The organism is Flavobacterium sp. N2550, from assembly GCF_025947265.1.
GTDB classification, from domain to species: Bacteria; Bacteroidota; Bacteroidia; order Flavobacteriales; family Flavobacteriaceae; genus Flavobacterium; species Flavobacterium endophyticum.
In genome coordinates this window covers 521066-535926 of the sequence record NZ_CP110007.1, presented here as the reverse complement: position 1 = coordinate 535926, position 14861 = coordinate 521066, and the positions used below count along the sequence as shown (strand labels likewise).

The window sequence follows — 14861 nt, the reverse complement described above, 5'->3', positions numbered from 1 at the left end:
AATGAAAAATGAATTACTTTTTGATGAAACGTTTTACAGTCACGTTTTCGTTATCATTAATCTCAACAATATAATTTCCGTCAGTCAAAGAAGAAACAGCGATAGTTCCATCTTGAATTTTTCCTCTCATGACTTCTTGTCCTAACATGTTTACGATTCTGAAGCTCGCTTTTTCAGAAACCGAAGTTAGATTGATTACCGAAGAAGCAGGATTTGGATATAATTTGATCTCCGCCTGTGCGATGCTTTCTTCTCTTCCTGTAGACACAATGTTTACCGTATAATCTTCTACTTGGCCGTATGAAAAGGCTTCACAGGCAGTCGGCACGGCATTGTATTTCATAGAAACTCTCATGCGGGTTGCACCTAAAGTGGCACTAGCAGGAATTGTAAAGCTGCCGCTCACAGGTGTTGTTGTCGAAGCCGTTTTTGTCCAAACTTGTTCTCCAGCATCGGTGAAATCGCCGTCTTTGTTATAATCAATCCAAACAGAATACCCTTCGCTGTAAACAGAACTTGTCCATGATGGCGTGATGGTAATCGTATACGAAGTTCCTCTAGTCGCATTAGTAGAAATCGAAGTGAAATCAGTATATCCCGTTCCTCCAGTCGAAGGATTGTCGATGGTTCCGAATTGCACGCGCCCGATTTTTTCGTCAGCTACGCTGTTTCCTTGCGAAGCGCAATACGAAACCGAAGTCGATAAGGTAGTTACGTTCACGCTATTGCTTGAAGCCGAACTATTTCCTGCCGCATCTTTAGCTTTTACAGAAAAAGTGTATGCAGTTGCCGCTGTCAATCCAGTTACTGCATAGGATGTTGTGGTTACGGTAGTTCTTAAAACACCATCTTGATAGACTTCATATCCAGTGACGGCAACATTGTCGGTTGAAGCTGTCCAAGATAAGTTCGTGGCTGTCTGTGTAGTTCCCGAAGCCACTAAACTTGTAGGTGCTGTCGGAGCTGTAGTGTCGGCAGTCCCAGCCTGAATGTTTACGGTATAGTCTTCTACTTCTCCATAAGAGAAAGCTTCACACGCTGTTGGTACTGCATTGTATTTCAAGGAAACTCTCATTCGCGTTGCGCCTGTTGCAGCTGTTGCTGGAACCGTAAACGAACCGCTTGCTGGAGTTGCTGTAGAAGCAGCTCTGCTCCAGACTAATTCTCCTGTATCGTCAAAATCGCTGTCGCCATTATAGTCAATCCAAACAGCAACACCTTCTGCGTAAGTTGTTCCCGTCCAAGTTGGCGTTACGGTAATTGTATAGGCTGTTCCTTTGCTCAAATTGGTAGAAATAGATGTAAAGTCAGAATAACCTGTTCCTCCTGTCGAAGCATTGTTGATGGTTCCTAACTGTACTCTTCCAATGTATTCGTCAGCAACGCTATTTCCTTTTGAAGCACAATAGGTTGCGGTTCCAGCCAAAGTAGTCACATTTACCGTGTTGCTAGAAGCTGATAAGTTGCCAGCCGCATCTTTAGCTTTTACATAAAAAGTATAAGCTGTAGATGGCGTCAATCCGGTTACGGCATAGGTCGTTGTAGTTACGGTAGTTTTCAGTACGCCATTTTGGTATACCTCATAACCTGTAACGGCAACATTATCGGTAGAAGCTGTCCAAGACAAGTTGGTTCCTGTTTGAGTCGTTCCAGAAGCGGCTAAGCTTGTAGGCGCTGTCGGAGCTGTTACATCTCCCGATCCGGTAGTAATTGTAAAATTGGTATTGGAAATATCAAAGAAGATATGGTTGGATCCTTTGACCATGATTCTATTTTGCGTGCCAGGATTATTCGGAACGGTAATCGCCTGAGTTCCGTCATTTGGAGTTCCTGCTAACAAAGTGATAGGATAGGTGTTTCCGCCATCGGTCGATAGCAAGATGTCCACGTTTGCTGCATTTACGCCATTTGCAGTTGTTCCTGCGACGTTCCATGTCACGGTTTGGGAGGTTCCAGATGCCCAAGATACGGCTGTGTTTGGTGCTGTAAGGACAAAAGGCCCTGCTGTTCCGTTTACGGTAACAATCATATCGTCGCTATTGTTTGCAGGACCGCCCGCTCTGTTGTCTCTAACTGTTAATCTGAAATTTAGAGTTCTTGCTACGTTTGGAACGGCTTCCCATTGCCAAGTTGTTGCGCCAGTTTTAATGGTTTCTAGTCTTGGAAAATAGCGTGTGCCTGATGTTGAAGGTACAAAAGAGCGAAAAGCTGGTCCCGAAGTGGCTGTCGCGCTCGGGTAGGTGGTGCTTGAAGTTCCTGAATTCATCTGCTCCCAGCAATACGTCAAAGTATCGCCGTTAGCATCCGTTCCAGAACCGGTCAATAAGAAAGGAGTTCCTTTTGGAACTGTATAATCTGCTCCTGCATTGGCTGTCGGTACCGCATTTCCGGTTGCCGTATTGGTCTGGCAAGAAGTTGTTTTTACATAATTAGTCACCTGTTGGATGCTTACGGCATGAAAGAACGGGTCGCTATGAGGCTGTACATCTGTAGCGCCTGTAATTCCAGCATACCCCATGATAGTGGTTCCGCTTCCAGGCTCGTTTTGTACGCCAGTTCCCTCATTGCTGAAAGTAAACGTATGGTTGGCTCCAAATTGATGTCCCATTTCGTGAGCCACAAAGTCGATGTCGAAATTATCGCCAATTGGAACTGTGCTTGTCGTAAAGCCGCTGCCTTTCCCAGAAGCGCATACGCAGCCGATACAGCCTGCATTTCCGTTGTTTCCAATGGCTGACATCAAGTGCCCGATATCGTAATTCGCGTTTCCGATTACGCTCGTCAAGGTAGACTGTAGTTGCGAATTGTAATTGGCATCGGTGCTGCCATAAGGATCGGTCGAAGCGTTGGTATAGATTACCGCGTCTGTATTGGAAATAAGTACCATTCGGACTCCGAAATCTTTTTCAAATACGCCGTTGACACGTGTCATGGTATTATTGATAGCCGCTAGAGCAAGGGCTTTGGTACCTCCATGATAGGACGTGTATTCTCCGGTAACAGACATGGCCAGCCTGTAAGTCCTCAATGTGCTATCGTCTGCATTAGGACGCAAGGCAAGGTCAGAATTCATCTGGCCTTTTACATGATCCATGACTTCACATTCAAATTTGGTGAAAGCCATTCTCTTGTCCGTTCTCTTGTAGACAGAGTAAGTGCTGAGGTCTTTGGAATACGGCTCGATAAACTCAGCCGGTTTGTCTGCCGCTAATTTCATTCCTTGAAAGCCAAGCGGAGAGACGCTGAAATAGATTGTCGCAGTCGGGTCGTCGATTCCTTGTCCTGCATAAGATTTGATTTCTGGATAGCGTGCTGCCAGTTCCGGATCCATGATAGGCAGATCGTAGATTCGGAATCGTTCTGATGCACCGTCGGCTGTTGGAATAGCGATGATAACATTTGAAGTCTGTTTATAGCTGTTCCGAAGCGGTGCTTTTGTCAGTTGGTTTTTCAAAGAAGACAAATCCAGTTCAAATAAATTTTTTGTGGGAAGCGGCATCCGGTTTTCAAAAATGGCGAGATCGCTTTTTGGAGCTGATGCTTTCCAGAGTGATTTTCCATTCTGCGCAAACGAAAAACCAGTCATAGCCAAGAAGGCTACTGATAGTAGAGCGTGTTTCATAAATTAGTAGGTTGGTTAAATTTGGTTATATCAAATGTATGATAATTTTATTTATATTGTGATTTTTAATCAAAAAAAAGATTAAAAATATATAAATATAACTGTAAAGCATTGTTATTGTTGAATTATTTGTAATTTAAAATAACGAGATTTTAGTCGCGTAGGAAGCTTTTGTGTTCTAAAAAATTAAGATTTTATTCACTATTCAAATAGGAGTCAAAAAATATAACTATTTTCACGAACTAAAATAATTACGGTTTGAAAAACAACAATAGACTATTTGCAGCAATCATCATTGCTTTGGTTCTCGGAGTTGCTTTGGGCGCTTATGTCCATTATCAATATCCAGAAGGAAAAGCAGATTTTGCAAAAAATATAAAACTTCTAGGAACGATTTTTATCAGGCTCGTCCAGATGATTATTGCTCCCTTGGTATTTTCGACTTTAGTGGTTGGAATTGCTAAAATGGGCGATATGAAAATGGTCGGAAGAGTAGGAGCTAAAGCCATGGCATGGTTTATCACCGCATCATTAGTGTCGCTATCCGTAGGTTTGGTGCTTGTGAACTGGCTGAAGCCTGGCAAAGGGACATCCATAAAAATGGATGACCTTTCTACAGCTGACGATCTGCTAAAAAATACCAAGTCTTTTTCTTTAGAACAATTCGTTACCCATGTCGTGCCAAAGAGTGTCATCGAGGCCATGGCGACCAACGAAATATTGCAAATCGTAATCTTCGCGATTCTTTTTGGAGTTGCGCTTTCATCAATGGGCAAGCTCGGTAATCCGATTATCAAGTCGCTCGACATTGTTTCGCATGTCATCCTAAAAATGGTAACCTACATCATGTGGGTAGCTCCGTTAGGAGTTTTTGGCGCTGTTGCCGCTGCCGTTGCAAATTACGGTTTTGAAATTTTTAGTCTATATGCCAAATATTTGGTCGATTTTGCTATCGGAATTCTAGTCCTTTGGGCGTTGCTTCTTTTGGTTGGTTATTTTATCCTTGGCAACCGACTTTGGACATTGCTCAAGAGAATCAAAAGCCCTTTGCTTATTGCTTTTTCTACCACTTCCAGCGAAGCCGTTTTTCCAAAATTAGTGGAAGAATTAGAGCGTTTCGGCTGCAAAAGCAAGATTGTTTCTTTTACGCTGCCTTTAGGCTATTCCTTCAACCTTGACGGAAGCATGATGTATATGACTTTCGCCAGTATTTTTATCGCTCAAGTCTACGGAGTGGATATGTCTCTAGGAGAACAACTAACGATGCTTTTAGTACTGATGCTGACAAGTAAAGGAGTTGCGGGCGTGCCTCGTGCCTCGCTCATCGTTGTCGTGGCAACCTGTGCCATGTTTGGAATTCCGCCAGAAGGGATCGCCTTGATTTTGCCAATTGACCATTTCTGCGATATGGCAAGAAGCATGACAAACGTGCTGGGCAATGCATTGGCAACAACTGCTGTAGACAAATGGGAATCTGAGCCAGAAACAATAACACAAGAAATAGCATAACCATGGAAAGCTTTGAATGGACGCAATTATTAAATCCTGAATTTTATATCAACCTAAAAGTCAGCGGCGTTCCGATTGGAATCTACGTTGTCTTGTTTATCGTATTTGCTGAAACGGGGCTCTTTGCAGGGTTCTTTCTTCCAGGAGACAGCTTGCTGTTTCTTGCCGGAATTTACAGTACTGAGCTGACTTCAACACTTTTTACGATCGAAAGTGATTTTATAAACCTAGTCGTTTTGTCAACCATGATTGCGGCGGCAGGAATCATCGGCAATACTTTTGGATATTGGTTCGGCTCTAAAAGCGGCTATTACCTTTACAACAAAAAAGACACCTTCTGGTTCAAGAAAAAATATTTGATCGAATCTAGGATCTTTTTTGAAAAGCACGGCGGGCGGGCCATCATCTTTGCGCGTTTCGTTCCTATCATCAGGACTTTTGCACCGATCGTGGCAGGAATCGTGTCGATGGAAAAGAAGAAATTCATGTTCTATAATATTGTCAGTTCATTCCTATGGGCATTTACGCTCATCTTTGCAGGGCATTATCTTTACGATCTCTTCCTTACCAAATTTGGAATCGACCTGAAAGCGCACATCGAATTTATTGTCTTAGGCATCGTCGCCATAACAACCGTTCCGCTCGTAATCAATTACCTAAAGAAAAGAACCGGACCAAAAGACGGTCAAGAAGAAGCATAGCTGTCTAGACGAAATACTATCCTTAAAAACCAAGGAAATGAAAGCGAATTTAAGCTACTGGGAGCTGAAAAACTGGTTTTCAAATGTAGACTTTACTATTGTCGGAAGTGGCATCGTAGGCCTACACGCTGCTTTACGGCTCCGCGAGAAATTCCCGGACAGCAAGATACTGGTCTTAGAAAAAGGATTTCTGCCTCAAGGAGCGAGTACCAAGAATGCCGGATTTGCTTGTTTTGGAAGTATTTCCGAAATTATTGACGACCTTCGCAACCATTCTGAAGAAGAAGTCATCCAGCTGATCCAGAAACGCTGGCAAGGACTGCAGCTTCTCAGAAAACGATTAGGCGATGCAGCCATCGACTACAAATTATATGGCGGTTACGAACTTTTTCTCAAAAATTCCGAAAGTCATTACAATGAATGCCTTCAAAAGATTCCTTTTATAAATGATGTGCTCAAACCGCTTTTCAAAGCCGATGTTTTTGCGAAAGAAATCGACCGATTCAATTTCGGTGGTATAGAAGAATACCTGATTTTTAATCCGTTTGAAGGTCAGATTGATACCGGAAATATGATGGAGGCATTGTTAAAACAAGCTATTGCAGCGGGTATTCTCATCCTGAATAAGCAAAATGTGACAGCCTATCATGAAACTTCAGAAGGTGTGCAAGTGACTACCGACGATTTTGATTTCCGAACAAAAAAGCTATTGTTTGCGACCAACGGATTTGCGGAAAAATTAACCCAAGGCGCCGTAAAACCTGCCAGAGCGCAAGTATTAATTACAGAACCGATACCCAATTTGGACATTAAAGGAACTTTCCATATCGACAGAGGTTATTATTATTTCCGAAACTTTGGCGACCGAATCTTGTTTGGCGGTGCGAGAAACCTTGATATTGAAGGAGAAACGACTTCCGAATTCGGACAGACAGATTTAATACAAAATAAACTCGAAGAAATTTTAAAAGAAGTAATTTTGCCTGACCGTGATTTCAAGATCGAACATCGCTGGAGCGGCATTATGGGAATGGGTTCCAGCAAAAAACCGATTGTCGAAAAACTGTCGCAGCATGTGAGTTGTGGCGTGCGACTTGGCGGAATGGGTGTGGCCATCGGAAGCTTGATCGGACAAGAATTGGCTGATCTTGCTACAGAATAATTTAAAATTTATAAGATTCTTTTTTAGACTATGTTGAAAAAAATATTCAGGTTTTTGTGGAAATGCGCGCTTTGGTTCTTCGGAATTTCCATCTTTTTTGTCATTCTTTTCAAATTTGTACCTGTTCCATTTACACCTTTGATGGCCATTCGTGCCCTAGAGCAAAAACAAGCTGGAAAGGAAATGACTTGCAGTCACGACTGGGTGCCGCTTGAAGATATTTCCATAAACTACCAAAAAGCCGTAATTGCCAGTGAAGACGGAACATTCTTAAGTCATAATGGTTTTGATTTCAAAGCATTGCAGAAAGCCTATAAAAACAATTCCAAAGGAAGAAAACTAAAAGGCGGGAGTACTATCTCACAGCAGACCGCAAAAAATGTTTTCCTCTGGCAAGGAAGAAGCTATTTGAGAAAAGGGCTCGAAGCTTATTTTACCGTATTGATTGAAATCTTCTGGGGCAAAGAGCGTATCATGGAAGTATATCTCAACAGCATTGAAATGGGCGATGGCGTTTATGGCGTACAGGCTGCGTCGCAGCATTGGTACCGAAAAGATGCTTCGCAGGTATCAAAAAGAGAAGCTGCCGGAATCGCCGCCATTCTTCCCAACCCGAGAAAATTTAAAGCGACCAACTCCTCATCGTATACAGAAAGAAGAAAAGGCAGAATCATGAAGCACATGAGCTATGTCAAATTAGACTATTGATTATGCGCCAAAAATTTCCCCTGTTTTTGTTCCTGATTTTTACGTTGCCGCTTTTTGCGCAAGAGCATTCTGGGGAAATAGGTCTCGTTATTGATAACGATTTGTTCACATCTACCGTCAACGATCAATATTATACCAACGGAATCGAAATTTTCTACCGATACCTGAATGAGAACGAAAATCCCAAGATAAATAAAAGAACTACTGAGTTCCGAATTGGGCAATACATTTATAATCCACATACCGTCGAAGCCGCTTCGATTTCAAAACACGACCGTCCGTTTGCGGGCTATCTTTTTGCCGAAGCCGGATTTGCAAAATTCTACCAAAGCGAATCTGTATTAAAATTCAGCACGCAGTTGGGCGTAATCGGTCCGAATTCGCAGGCAGAAGGTTTTCAGAAATTATTTCATAAAGCTTTTGGCTATAAAGATGTACAAGGATGGAACTACCAAATCCATAATGGAATAGCTATACAAGGAGGCCTGTTCTATTCTAAAAAGTTAGGCACGAAGCCAGCTGACAAAATTGATTTTCATGTGCAAGGCGAAGCCAATTTAGGGACGGTTTTTACTGGAATTTCTGTAGGGCCGTTGGCACGAATCAGCTTCAAAAAGAAGTTGCTTCCTATTTATGATTCGGGATTGTACGGTGCTTCGCTAAATTCTGATAAAGCGAAATATAAAGAACAGTCGGAGTTTTATTTTTACATCAACCCAAGCTTGAATCTCCAAGTTTATGATGCTACAATACAAGGGAAACTTTTCAATGACGACAGTCCAGTTACGTTTGATCTCGTACCGCTGCGTTTTAATGGCGAGGCCGGTTTTCGATACCGAAAAGACCACTGGAACCTTCATTATCTGTTTGTATTCCGAAGCAAGGAACTGCGTAATGACAGGATAGAAAATTATTTTTATGGTTCTATTGGCGCGACTTATTTGCTGTATTAATTCTAGGCATCGATATTTTTCTTAACTTTAAGAACACAACCAAAACTTTTTTCCAATGAGTGCTAAATACAAATACGCTACAGTCCTTGAGGCCATAAAACAGCTCCGTGATGCCGGATTTATGGTCGATTTTAATATAGAAGGCAGTTTCTTGAGTGCCAATTCAAGCAAATACCACACCGACGATTTTGAGATTACCGAAATCTACCGCTACGAAGGCGATACCAATCCCGATGAAGAATCTACGGTTTATGGTATCGAATCGAAAGATGGTGTAAAAGGTATTTTAGTTACTTCTTACGGAATGTATATCGATGATATTTCGGAAGAACTGCTGCAGAAGCTTTCGCTGAAATAGACAGTCTTTTGCCTAAAACATAAAAAGCCACCTTTTTGGGTGGCTTTTATAATATCGTGAGAATCGATTTGCTATTCCTTGACTACTTTTAAGGTTTTTACTTGATTGTTGGTATAGACTTTCACCAAATAAGTTCCGCTCGACAAAGCCGTCATGTCGATTTGATTTTCGGTCGAATTGGCCTTTTGGAAAAGCACCTTCTGTCCGAGCAAATTAAATAGGGCCACATCAGAGATAACTCCGATTGAAGATACTTTTATCTTGTCTTTTGTTGGGTTTGGATAGACGCTTATGTAAGGTTTAATTTCCTTTTCGGTAGCGGATAAGAAATTGCAGCTTACTGGTGTGGGTACCGTAGTAGGAACTGCTGTCAATGCTCCATTTCCTTGCTGACCGTATTCGTTTGCACCCCATGACCAAAGGCTGCCATCTATTTTTTGTGCCAAGGAGTGTCGGGATCCTGCCGATACGATTTTCCAATTTATATCAGTTCCGACTTGTGTAGGTGTAATAATATTAGAATGCTCAGCGGGCGCTCCCATTCCTAATTGTCCGTGTATTTTGTTGCCCCAGGCCCATAAAGTGCCATCGCCTTTTAGCGCTAAAGAATGACTTCCTCCAGCACTAACAGCTATCCAGCTGGCGTCGGTTCCGATTTGTATTATCGTATTTCTATTATTATAAGTTCCGTCTCCCAATTGTCCAACCACGTTATATCCGGCCGCCCATAATGTTCCGTTGTTTTTAATAGCTAACATAAAAGAATTGCCCACAGAAACCATCCGCCAATCGGTATCATTGCCTACTTGCGCAGGAGTATTTCTATTACTGCCTGTTGAGCCATCCCCTAATACGCCATAATTATTAGAACCCCAAGTCCATAACGTACCATTTGTTTTAATTGCTGCCGTGCTTTTATATCCAGCCGAAACGGATTGCCAATTGCTTTCGGAGCCGATTATGGTTGGTATTGTCTTGTTGATATTGGTACCGTCGCCTAACTGACCTTCCGTATTTTCGCCCCATGCCCATAAAGTACCGTTGTTTTTAATGGCGAGAGTATGGGTGAGGTCGGTAGATTTATGGGTTGACACCGTTTTCCAATTAGTGTCAGTTCCTATTTGTGTCAGGGTGTTTTTGTTTGTCATCGTTCCATCTCCTAATTGTCCAGCAGTATTCATCCCCGCCGCCCATAAGGTTCCGTCAGTTTTAATAGCAAATGTTACCATGCCTCCAGCAACAATAGATTGCCATCCTGATGTGCTTCCCGATGCCGTCGGAACATTTCTCTCGATATTTGTACCGTCGCCTATTTCGCCATAATAGTTGCTGCCCCATGCCCAGATTGTGCCGTTAGAAGCTATTGTGGCAGTATGAGAGCTGCCAGCACTAACGGTCTGCCAGCATTGAGCATATAGCTGGCTGCCAAAAAGAGAGACTGCAAGAAGTAATGCTTTTTTCATAGTAAGAGAATTAAGCTGTTATTTTTCTTTTCAAAGTTATCTATTTTTTTTAATAGTATTAATTTTCAACAATTTAAATACAAATGTAACAGAGGCCAAAGCCTGCTCCTATACCTGATATCAGGTAATTTTCAATAATAAAATCCAATATCTTCTACAAAATAGCCTAAGGTTAGTAATTTTATCTTCCGAAGTAAAGGATTGATTTCCTTAATACGGAAGTCTTTTTTATTTATAAAACAAGTATAAATTAAAAAACCCTAATGTTATGAATCTTAAGTTTCTATATTTCGTAATCTTTATGCTATGCCTTGGACAAAATCTTCGGGCGCAATATGTAGAGAAAGAAGAAGAAGAAAAAATCACGACCCTTTATCCAGAAGCGGTTTTTGATTCCATACAAGCTAAAAAAGCCTTGGCTTTGGGAAAAGGGAAGATTACAGGAGTTGCCTTTACCAAAACGGCACCTTTGGCGCCCAGAATCTATGCCGATAACATGAAGATTATGCTGTTTCCTGTAACGCCCTACTTTGAAGCATGGTATAAGCTGCGAAACAGCAAGGAAAACCTAAGAAAGAGACGTTATGTTTATATGTCGGATGCAGCTTTCCGATACAGGCTTGAAGCCATATCCAACAGCGTCGGAAAGTTTACGTTTCCGGATATGAAACCTGGGAAGTATTTCCTGACCGGCAATATGAGCTGGAGCAGTACAGGTTCTTACAACGAGCATACCGGAACCAGCTACGGCAGTTATGGTACCCAAGCAGATCATTATGAAAAGAGGTATTATACCCAAAATCACGAAGAACGTTTGGAGAAATTTGTAGAAGTAAAAACCGACGGTGAAATAGTAGAAGTTAAGTTGAAATAAATTTTGAAACCCTTTAAGACGAAAAAAGCATCCATAATTGGATGCTTTTTTTATGCGATAAATTGGGCAGCTTATTTTTTAAACTCTCGGATTCCCATGTTGTATAGGGTAAACGATAGGATGTCTGCCGCTTCTTCGATAGTCTTAGAAACTGGTTTTCCTGCACCATGTCCTGCGTTGGTTTCAATGCGGATTAATACCGGATTGTCGCCTTTTTGTTTTGCCTGCAATTCTGCCGCAAACTTAAAGCTGTGTGCCGGAACCACCCTGTCGTCATGGTCGCCAGTAGTGATTAAGGTTGCCGGATAGCTTGTGCCTTCTTTCACGTTGTGTACTGGAGAATATTTTTTCAGGTAGTCGAACATTTCTTTAGAATCTTCTGCCGTTCCGTAATCATACGCCCATCCTGCACCTGCAGTAAACGTATGGTAGCGAAGCATGTCTAGAACGCCCACTGCCGGAAGCGCTACTTTCATCAAGTCTGGACGCTGTGTCATGGTAGCTCCTACTAGAAGTCCTCCGTTAGAGCCTCCACGGATAGCCAAGAAGTCAGACGAAGTATATTTCTGTGCGATTAAGTATTCTGCCGCCGCGATAAAATCGTCGAACACGTTTTGCTTTTTCAGCTGCGTGCCGCCGTCGTGCCATTTTTTGCCGTATTCACCGCCGCCGCGAAGGTTCGGAACCGCGTAAACGCCTCCTTGTTCCATCCACACCGCATTGCTGATGCTGAAAGCTGGCGTAAGGCTTACGTTAAAGCCGCCATATCCGTAAAGGATCGTTGGATTCTTTCCGTCAAGCTTTAAGCCTTTTTTGTGCGTGATGATCATTGGTACCTTTGTGCCGTCTTTTGAGGTGTAGAATACCTGCTTGCTTTCGTAATCGGCAGAGTTGAAATCTACTTTTGGCTTTTCGTATACAGATGATACTCCTGCTTTTGGCTCAAAAGCATAGATAGTTCCAGGAGTCGTATAGTTCGTGAACGAGTAGTACAATTCTTTGTCTTCTCTCTTACCGCCAAAACCTCCGGCAGAACCGATACCTGGCAATTTGATCTCACGCAACATTTTTCCCTCATAATCATACTGTTTTACTTGAGAAACGGCATCTTTCATATAGTTGGCAAAGATGAATCCAGAACCTGTCGAAACCGAAAGTACGTTTTCTGTTTCTGCAATAAAGTCTTTCCAGTTCGCTGGTTTCGGGTTGGCCGCATCCACAGTCACTACTCTTTGGTTTGGAGCATTCAGGTTGGTTACGATATACAACTTAGTGCCTACGTTGTCTAAGATGTAGTTGTCGCTGTCAAAATTATCAACCACGTTTACGATTTTGCTGTTCGGAACGCTAAGGTCTTTGAAATACAATTCGTTTCCAGAAGTTGACGTCGAAGCCGAAATGACAAGATATTTATCGTCTTCTGTAACGCTGGCACCCACGTATCTTCTTTTTTCATTCAAGCCGAAGATAACTTTGTCTTCTTTTTGCGCCGTGCCCAATTTGTGGAAATACAATTTGTGCTGGTCGGTTTTGGCAGAAAGCTGGCTTCCTTTTGGCTTGTCGTAGCTGGAGTAGTAGAATCCTTCGTTGCCGATCCAGGCAATACCGCTGAATTTTACGTCTACCAATTCAGCTTCTAGTTTTTTCTTGCTAACGGCATCTAAAATGATGATTTTGTTCCAGTCGCTTCCTGCTTCTGAGATCGAATAGGCTACTAAAGAACCGTCTTTTGAGAATTCTACAGAAGACAGCGATGTAGTCCCGTCAGAAGAAAAAGTATTTGGGTCAAGAAAGACTTCTTCTTTGCCGCTTTTGTCTTTTCGGTACATCACCGACTGGTTTTGCAATCCGTTGTTCTTGAAATAATAGGTGTAATCTCCTTCCTGCGTAGGGGCAGAAATCTTTTCATAATTCCAAAGTTTTTCGAGACGGTCTTTCATCTCTTTCCTGAAAGGGATTTTTTCCAAATAGCCGAAGGTAACTTCGTTTTCAGCTTTTACCCAAGCGGCAGTCTCGGCAGATTTGTCGTCTTCGAGCCAGCGGTACGGGTCTTTTACTTCGGTTCCGAAATAAGTGTTGACTGTGTCAACTTGCTTGGTTACAGGATATTTGAGCACTATAGCTTTTTCTTTTATTTCTTCCTTGCAGGAAATAAGGGCAGATGCTGCAATCATCGTGACGAGTACTTTTTTCATTAAAATGTTTTTTGATTCTTACAAAAATAGGGAATCGTTAGTTATTAATTAGTTAAAAAGTGGCCTGTATTGCGGCCAATGTTTGTAGATAAGGATGCCGTTGAGGACAGCAACCAAAATGGCGCCCCCGATGCTCGGAAGGTCCAAGAAAAGATGGAAAAGTAAAATGTTTAGGGAGATAGGAGCCAGTACGATCAGCGCAAAGGCAATCCAGTTTTTTGTAAAAAGAAGCAGGGCGATGAAAATTTCCAAGATTCCGATAATTGGCAGCACATAGCCTGTGGCGGCTAGCGAGCCCATAAAACTTGCGGCGTCTTCTGGCAGCTGTGGTACTGGAATAAAGGGCAGCGTGTAAAATTTGTTCAATCCAAAAACTAAAAGAACGAGTCCAAGAAGCACTCTGACAATGGAGGTAAATTTCGAATTCATAAGTATCTACAATTTTTTGGTTACTAAACGTTCATTGAAATTCCTAAATTACTAAAAAAACAGCAATCAAATGGATTGTATGTAAAAAAAGCAGAATCTAATTAACAGAATTTCAATTTATAACACGAAAAAGAGGCTTTTGCACTTATCATCCTGAGTTGACGCTTTCGCCACGTAGTTGCCTCTTTCCCCTTCCGGAAAGCCTTAACTAATCGGCGGAAAGGATTGGCGTATCTCGGAAATAAACAAAAACCGCCTTTTTGAGGCGGTTTTTTATAGAGCAGTAAATAAAAATATTTATTGTGCGGCTACTGTTATCGGGAAGCTTACCTGAATATCGGTTTCTCCTCCGGCATTGGCGATGTTGCCGGCTGCAACGCCTTCGGCATTCTTGTTCGGTTGATGGCGTAATATAATCGTAAAAGTACCTGTTCCAGTCGCAGCCCCTGTAGTTAGCGTAAAGTTAAGTCCTACCGGCTTTCCGTTTTCGTCATTTGGAACGGCATAGGCTGTTGTTGCCAGCGCGTTCGAAATGGTAAAGAAAAATTGGTGGTCGTGTGCCTCTTCCAAGATTTCCTCAGTAATACTTTCGGCAGGCGTAGCCGCCTCGTTCAACAAGTCAAGCGACCCGGTATAGGTAGTGCTTGGCGCAAGATTTCCAGAAACTGTTACTACCGGAGCATTTGGTCCTTCAGCACCATCAAGATCTCTTGACGTTAAGGTAATCGTACGTCCGCCGCCTGTCAAGGTAGCTGTCAAGGTCGTGATTACTTCTTCTTCGTTCACGGGATTGCTGTCATCATTGCTGCAAGAAGAACAAAGCGCTATAGCTGCCAAGCCCATTGATAAAAATTTAAATACGTTCATAAGAATAATGGTTTAAAAAA

At 42.2% G+C, this 14861-nt stretch carries 12 protein-coding genes; 7 read left to right on the top strand and 5 right to left on the bottom strand.

The features are described from left to right. Nucleotides 1-13: 13 nt before the first annotated feature. Entirely contained in the window at nucleotides 14-3622 is a 3609-nt protein-coding gene (locus OLM56_RS02350; protein ID WP_264528181.1) for a reprolysin-like metallopeptidase, read from the bottom strand. 258 nt (nucleotides 3623-3880) lie between these two features. Here OLM56_RS02350 and OLM56_RS02345 point away from each other — a divergent pair, with 258 nt between their 5' ends. Genes OLM56_RS02345 through OLM56_RS02320 form a run of 6 tightly spaced genes read left to right on the top strand, consistent with a single transcriptional unit; the run spans nucleotide 3881 to nucleotide 9013 of the window. Next, nucleotides 3881-5131 carry a dicarboxylate/amino acid:cation symporter gene (locus OLM56_RS02345; protein WP_182492946.1) on the top strand — a complete coding sequence of 417 codons (1251 nt, stop codon included), beginning with the start codon at nucleotides 3881-3883 and terminating at the stop codon, nucleotides 5129-5131. 2 nt (nucleotides 5132-5133) lie between these two features. Then, nucleotides 5134-5832, top strand: coding sequence for a DedA family protein (locus OLM56_RS02340; RefSeq protein ID WP_121375464.1), 699 nt, complete (start codon nucleotides 5134-5136; stop codon nucleotides 5830-5832). 37 nt (nucleotides 5833-5869) lie between these two features. Beyond that, the gene (locus tag OLM56_RS02335) at nucleotides 5870-6994 is read left to right on the top strand and encodes an NAD(P)/FAD-dependent oxidoreductase (protein WP_264528180.1); all 1125 of its coding nucleotides are present in this window, start codon (nucleotides 5870-5872) and stop codon (nucleotides 6992-6994) included. A 30-nt stretch (nucleotides 6995-7024) separates the two neighbouring features. After that, nucleotides 7025-7702 (top strand): monofunctional biosynthetic peptidoglycan transglycosylase, encoded by a 678-nt coding sequence (mtgA, locus tag OLM56_RS02330; RefSeq protein ID WP_264528179.1) that lies wholly within the window; start codon nucleotides 7025-7027, stop codon nucleotides 7700-7702. Nucleotides 7703-7704: 2 nt separating this feature from the next. Next, nucleotides 7705-8655 (top strand): lipid A deacylase LpxR family protein, encoded by a 951-nt coding sequence (locus OLM56_RS02325; RefSeq protein ID WP_264528178.1) that lies wholly within the window; start codon nucleotides 7705-7707, stop codon nucleotides 8653-8655. Nucleotides 8656-8710: 55 nt separating this feature from the next. Then, nucleotides 8711-9013 carry a hypothetical protein gene (locus OLM56_RS02320; protein ID WP_121375460.1) on the top strand — a complete coding sequence of 101 codons (303 nt, stop codon included), beginning with the start codon at nucleotides 8711-8713 and terminating at the stop codon, nucleotides 9011-9013. A gap of 71 nt (nucleotides 9014-9084) precedes the next feature. Here OLM56_RS02320 and OLM56_RS02315 read toward each other — a convergent pair whose 3' ends face one another. Then, nucleotides 9085-10476, bottom strand: coding sequence for a T9SS type A sorting domain-containing protein (locus tag OLM56_RS02315; RefSeq protein WP_264528177.1), 1392 nt, complete (start codon nucleotides 10474-10476; stop codon nucleotides 9085-9087). Nucleotides 10477-10744: 268 nt separating this feature from the next. Here OLM56_RS02315 and OLM56_RS02310 point away from each other — a divergent pair, with 268 nt between their 5' ends. Continuing rightward, a complete protein-coding gene (locus OLM56_RS02310) occupies nucleotides 10745-11350 on the top strand; it encodes a hypothetical protein (RefSeq protein ID WP_182492941.1) in 606 nt (201 codons plus the stop codon). A 71-nt stretch (nucleotides 11351-11421) separates the two neighbouring features. On the opposite strand, the gene OLM56_RS02305 is transcribed toward OLM56_RS02310, so the two are convergent. The 3 genes from OLM56_RS02305 to OLM56_RS02295 all read right to left on the bottom strand — a co-directional run bounded on the left by OLM56_RS02305 (nucleotide 11422) and on the right by OLM56_RS02295 (nucleotide 14841). After that, nucleotides 11422-13545, bottom strand: coding sequence for a prolyl oligopeptidase family serine peptidase (locus tag OLM56_RS02305; RefSeq protein ID WP_264528176.1), 2124 nt, complete (start codon nucleotides 13543-13545; stop codon nucleotides 11422-11424). Between the two features lie 48 nt (nucleotides 13546-13593). After that, nucleotides 13594-13974, bottom strand: coding sequence for a DoxX protein (locus OLM56_RS02300; RefSeq protein WP_121375456.1), 381 nt, complete (start codon nucleotides 13972-13974; stop codon nucleotides 13594-13596). 297 nt (nucleotides 13975-14271) lie between these two features. Further along, a complete protein-coding gene (locus tag OLM56_RS02295) occupies nucleotides 14272-14841 on the bottom strand; it encodes a type 1 periplasmic binding fold superfamily protein (RefSeq protein ID WP_264528175.1) in 570 nt (189 codons plus the stop codon). Between the last annotated feature and the right edge of the window lie 20 nt (nucleotides 14842-14861).

Bases quoted from the DNA above. Each gene is read 5' to 3' on its own strand.
- OLM56_RS02350 (WP_264528181.1), bottom strand. From the start codon at position 3,622: ATGAAACACGCTCTACTATCAGTAGCCTTCTTGGCTATGACTGGTTTT.
- OLM56_RS02340 (WP_121375464.1), top strand. From the start codon at position 5,134: ATGGAAAGCTTTGAATGGACGCAATTATTAAATCCTGAATTTTATATC.
- OLM56_RS02335 (WP_264528180.1), top strand. From the start codon at position 5,870: ATGAAAGCGAATTTAAGCTACTGGGAGCTGAAAAACTGGTTTTCAAAT.
- mtgA (WP_264528179.1), top strand. From the start codon at position 7,025: ATGTTGAAAAAAATATTCAGGTTTTTGTGGAAATGCGCGCTTTGGTTC.
- OLM56_RS02325 (WP_264528178.1), top strand. From the start codon at position 7,705: ATGCGCCAAAAATTTCCCCTGTTTTTGTTCCTGATTTTTACGTTGCCG.
- OLM56_RS02320 (WP_121375460.1), top strand. From the start codon at position 8,711: ATGAGTGCTAAATACAAATACGCTACAGTCCTTGAGGCCATAAAACAG.
- OLM56_RS02315 (WP_264528177.1), bottom strand. From the start codon at position 10,476: ATGAAAAAAGCATTACTTCTTGCAGTCTCTCTTTTTGGCAGCCAGCTA.
- OLM56_RS02310 (WP_182492941.1), top strand. From the start codon at position 10,745: ATGAATCTTAAGTTTCTATATTTCGTAATCTTTATGCTATGCCTTGGA.
- OLM56_RS02305 (WP_264528176.1), bottom strand. From the start codon at position 13,545: ATGAAAAAAGTACTCGTCACGATGATTGCAGCATCTGCCCTTATTTCC.
- OLM56_RS02300 (WP_121375456.1), bottom strand. From the start codon at position 13,974: ATGAATTCGAAATTTACCTCCATTGTCAGAGTGCTTCTTGGACTCGTT.
- OLM56_RS02295 (WP_264528175.1), bottom strand. From the start codon at position 14,841: ATGAACGTATTTAAATTTTTATCAATGGGCTTGGCAGCTATAGCGCTT.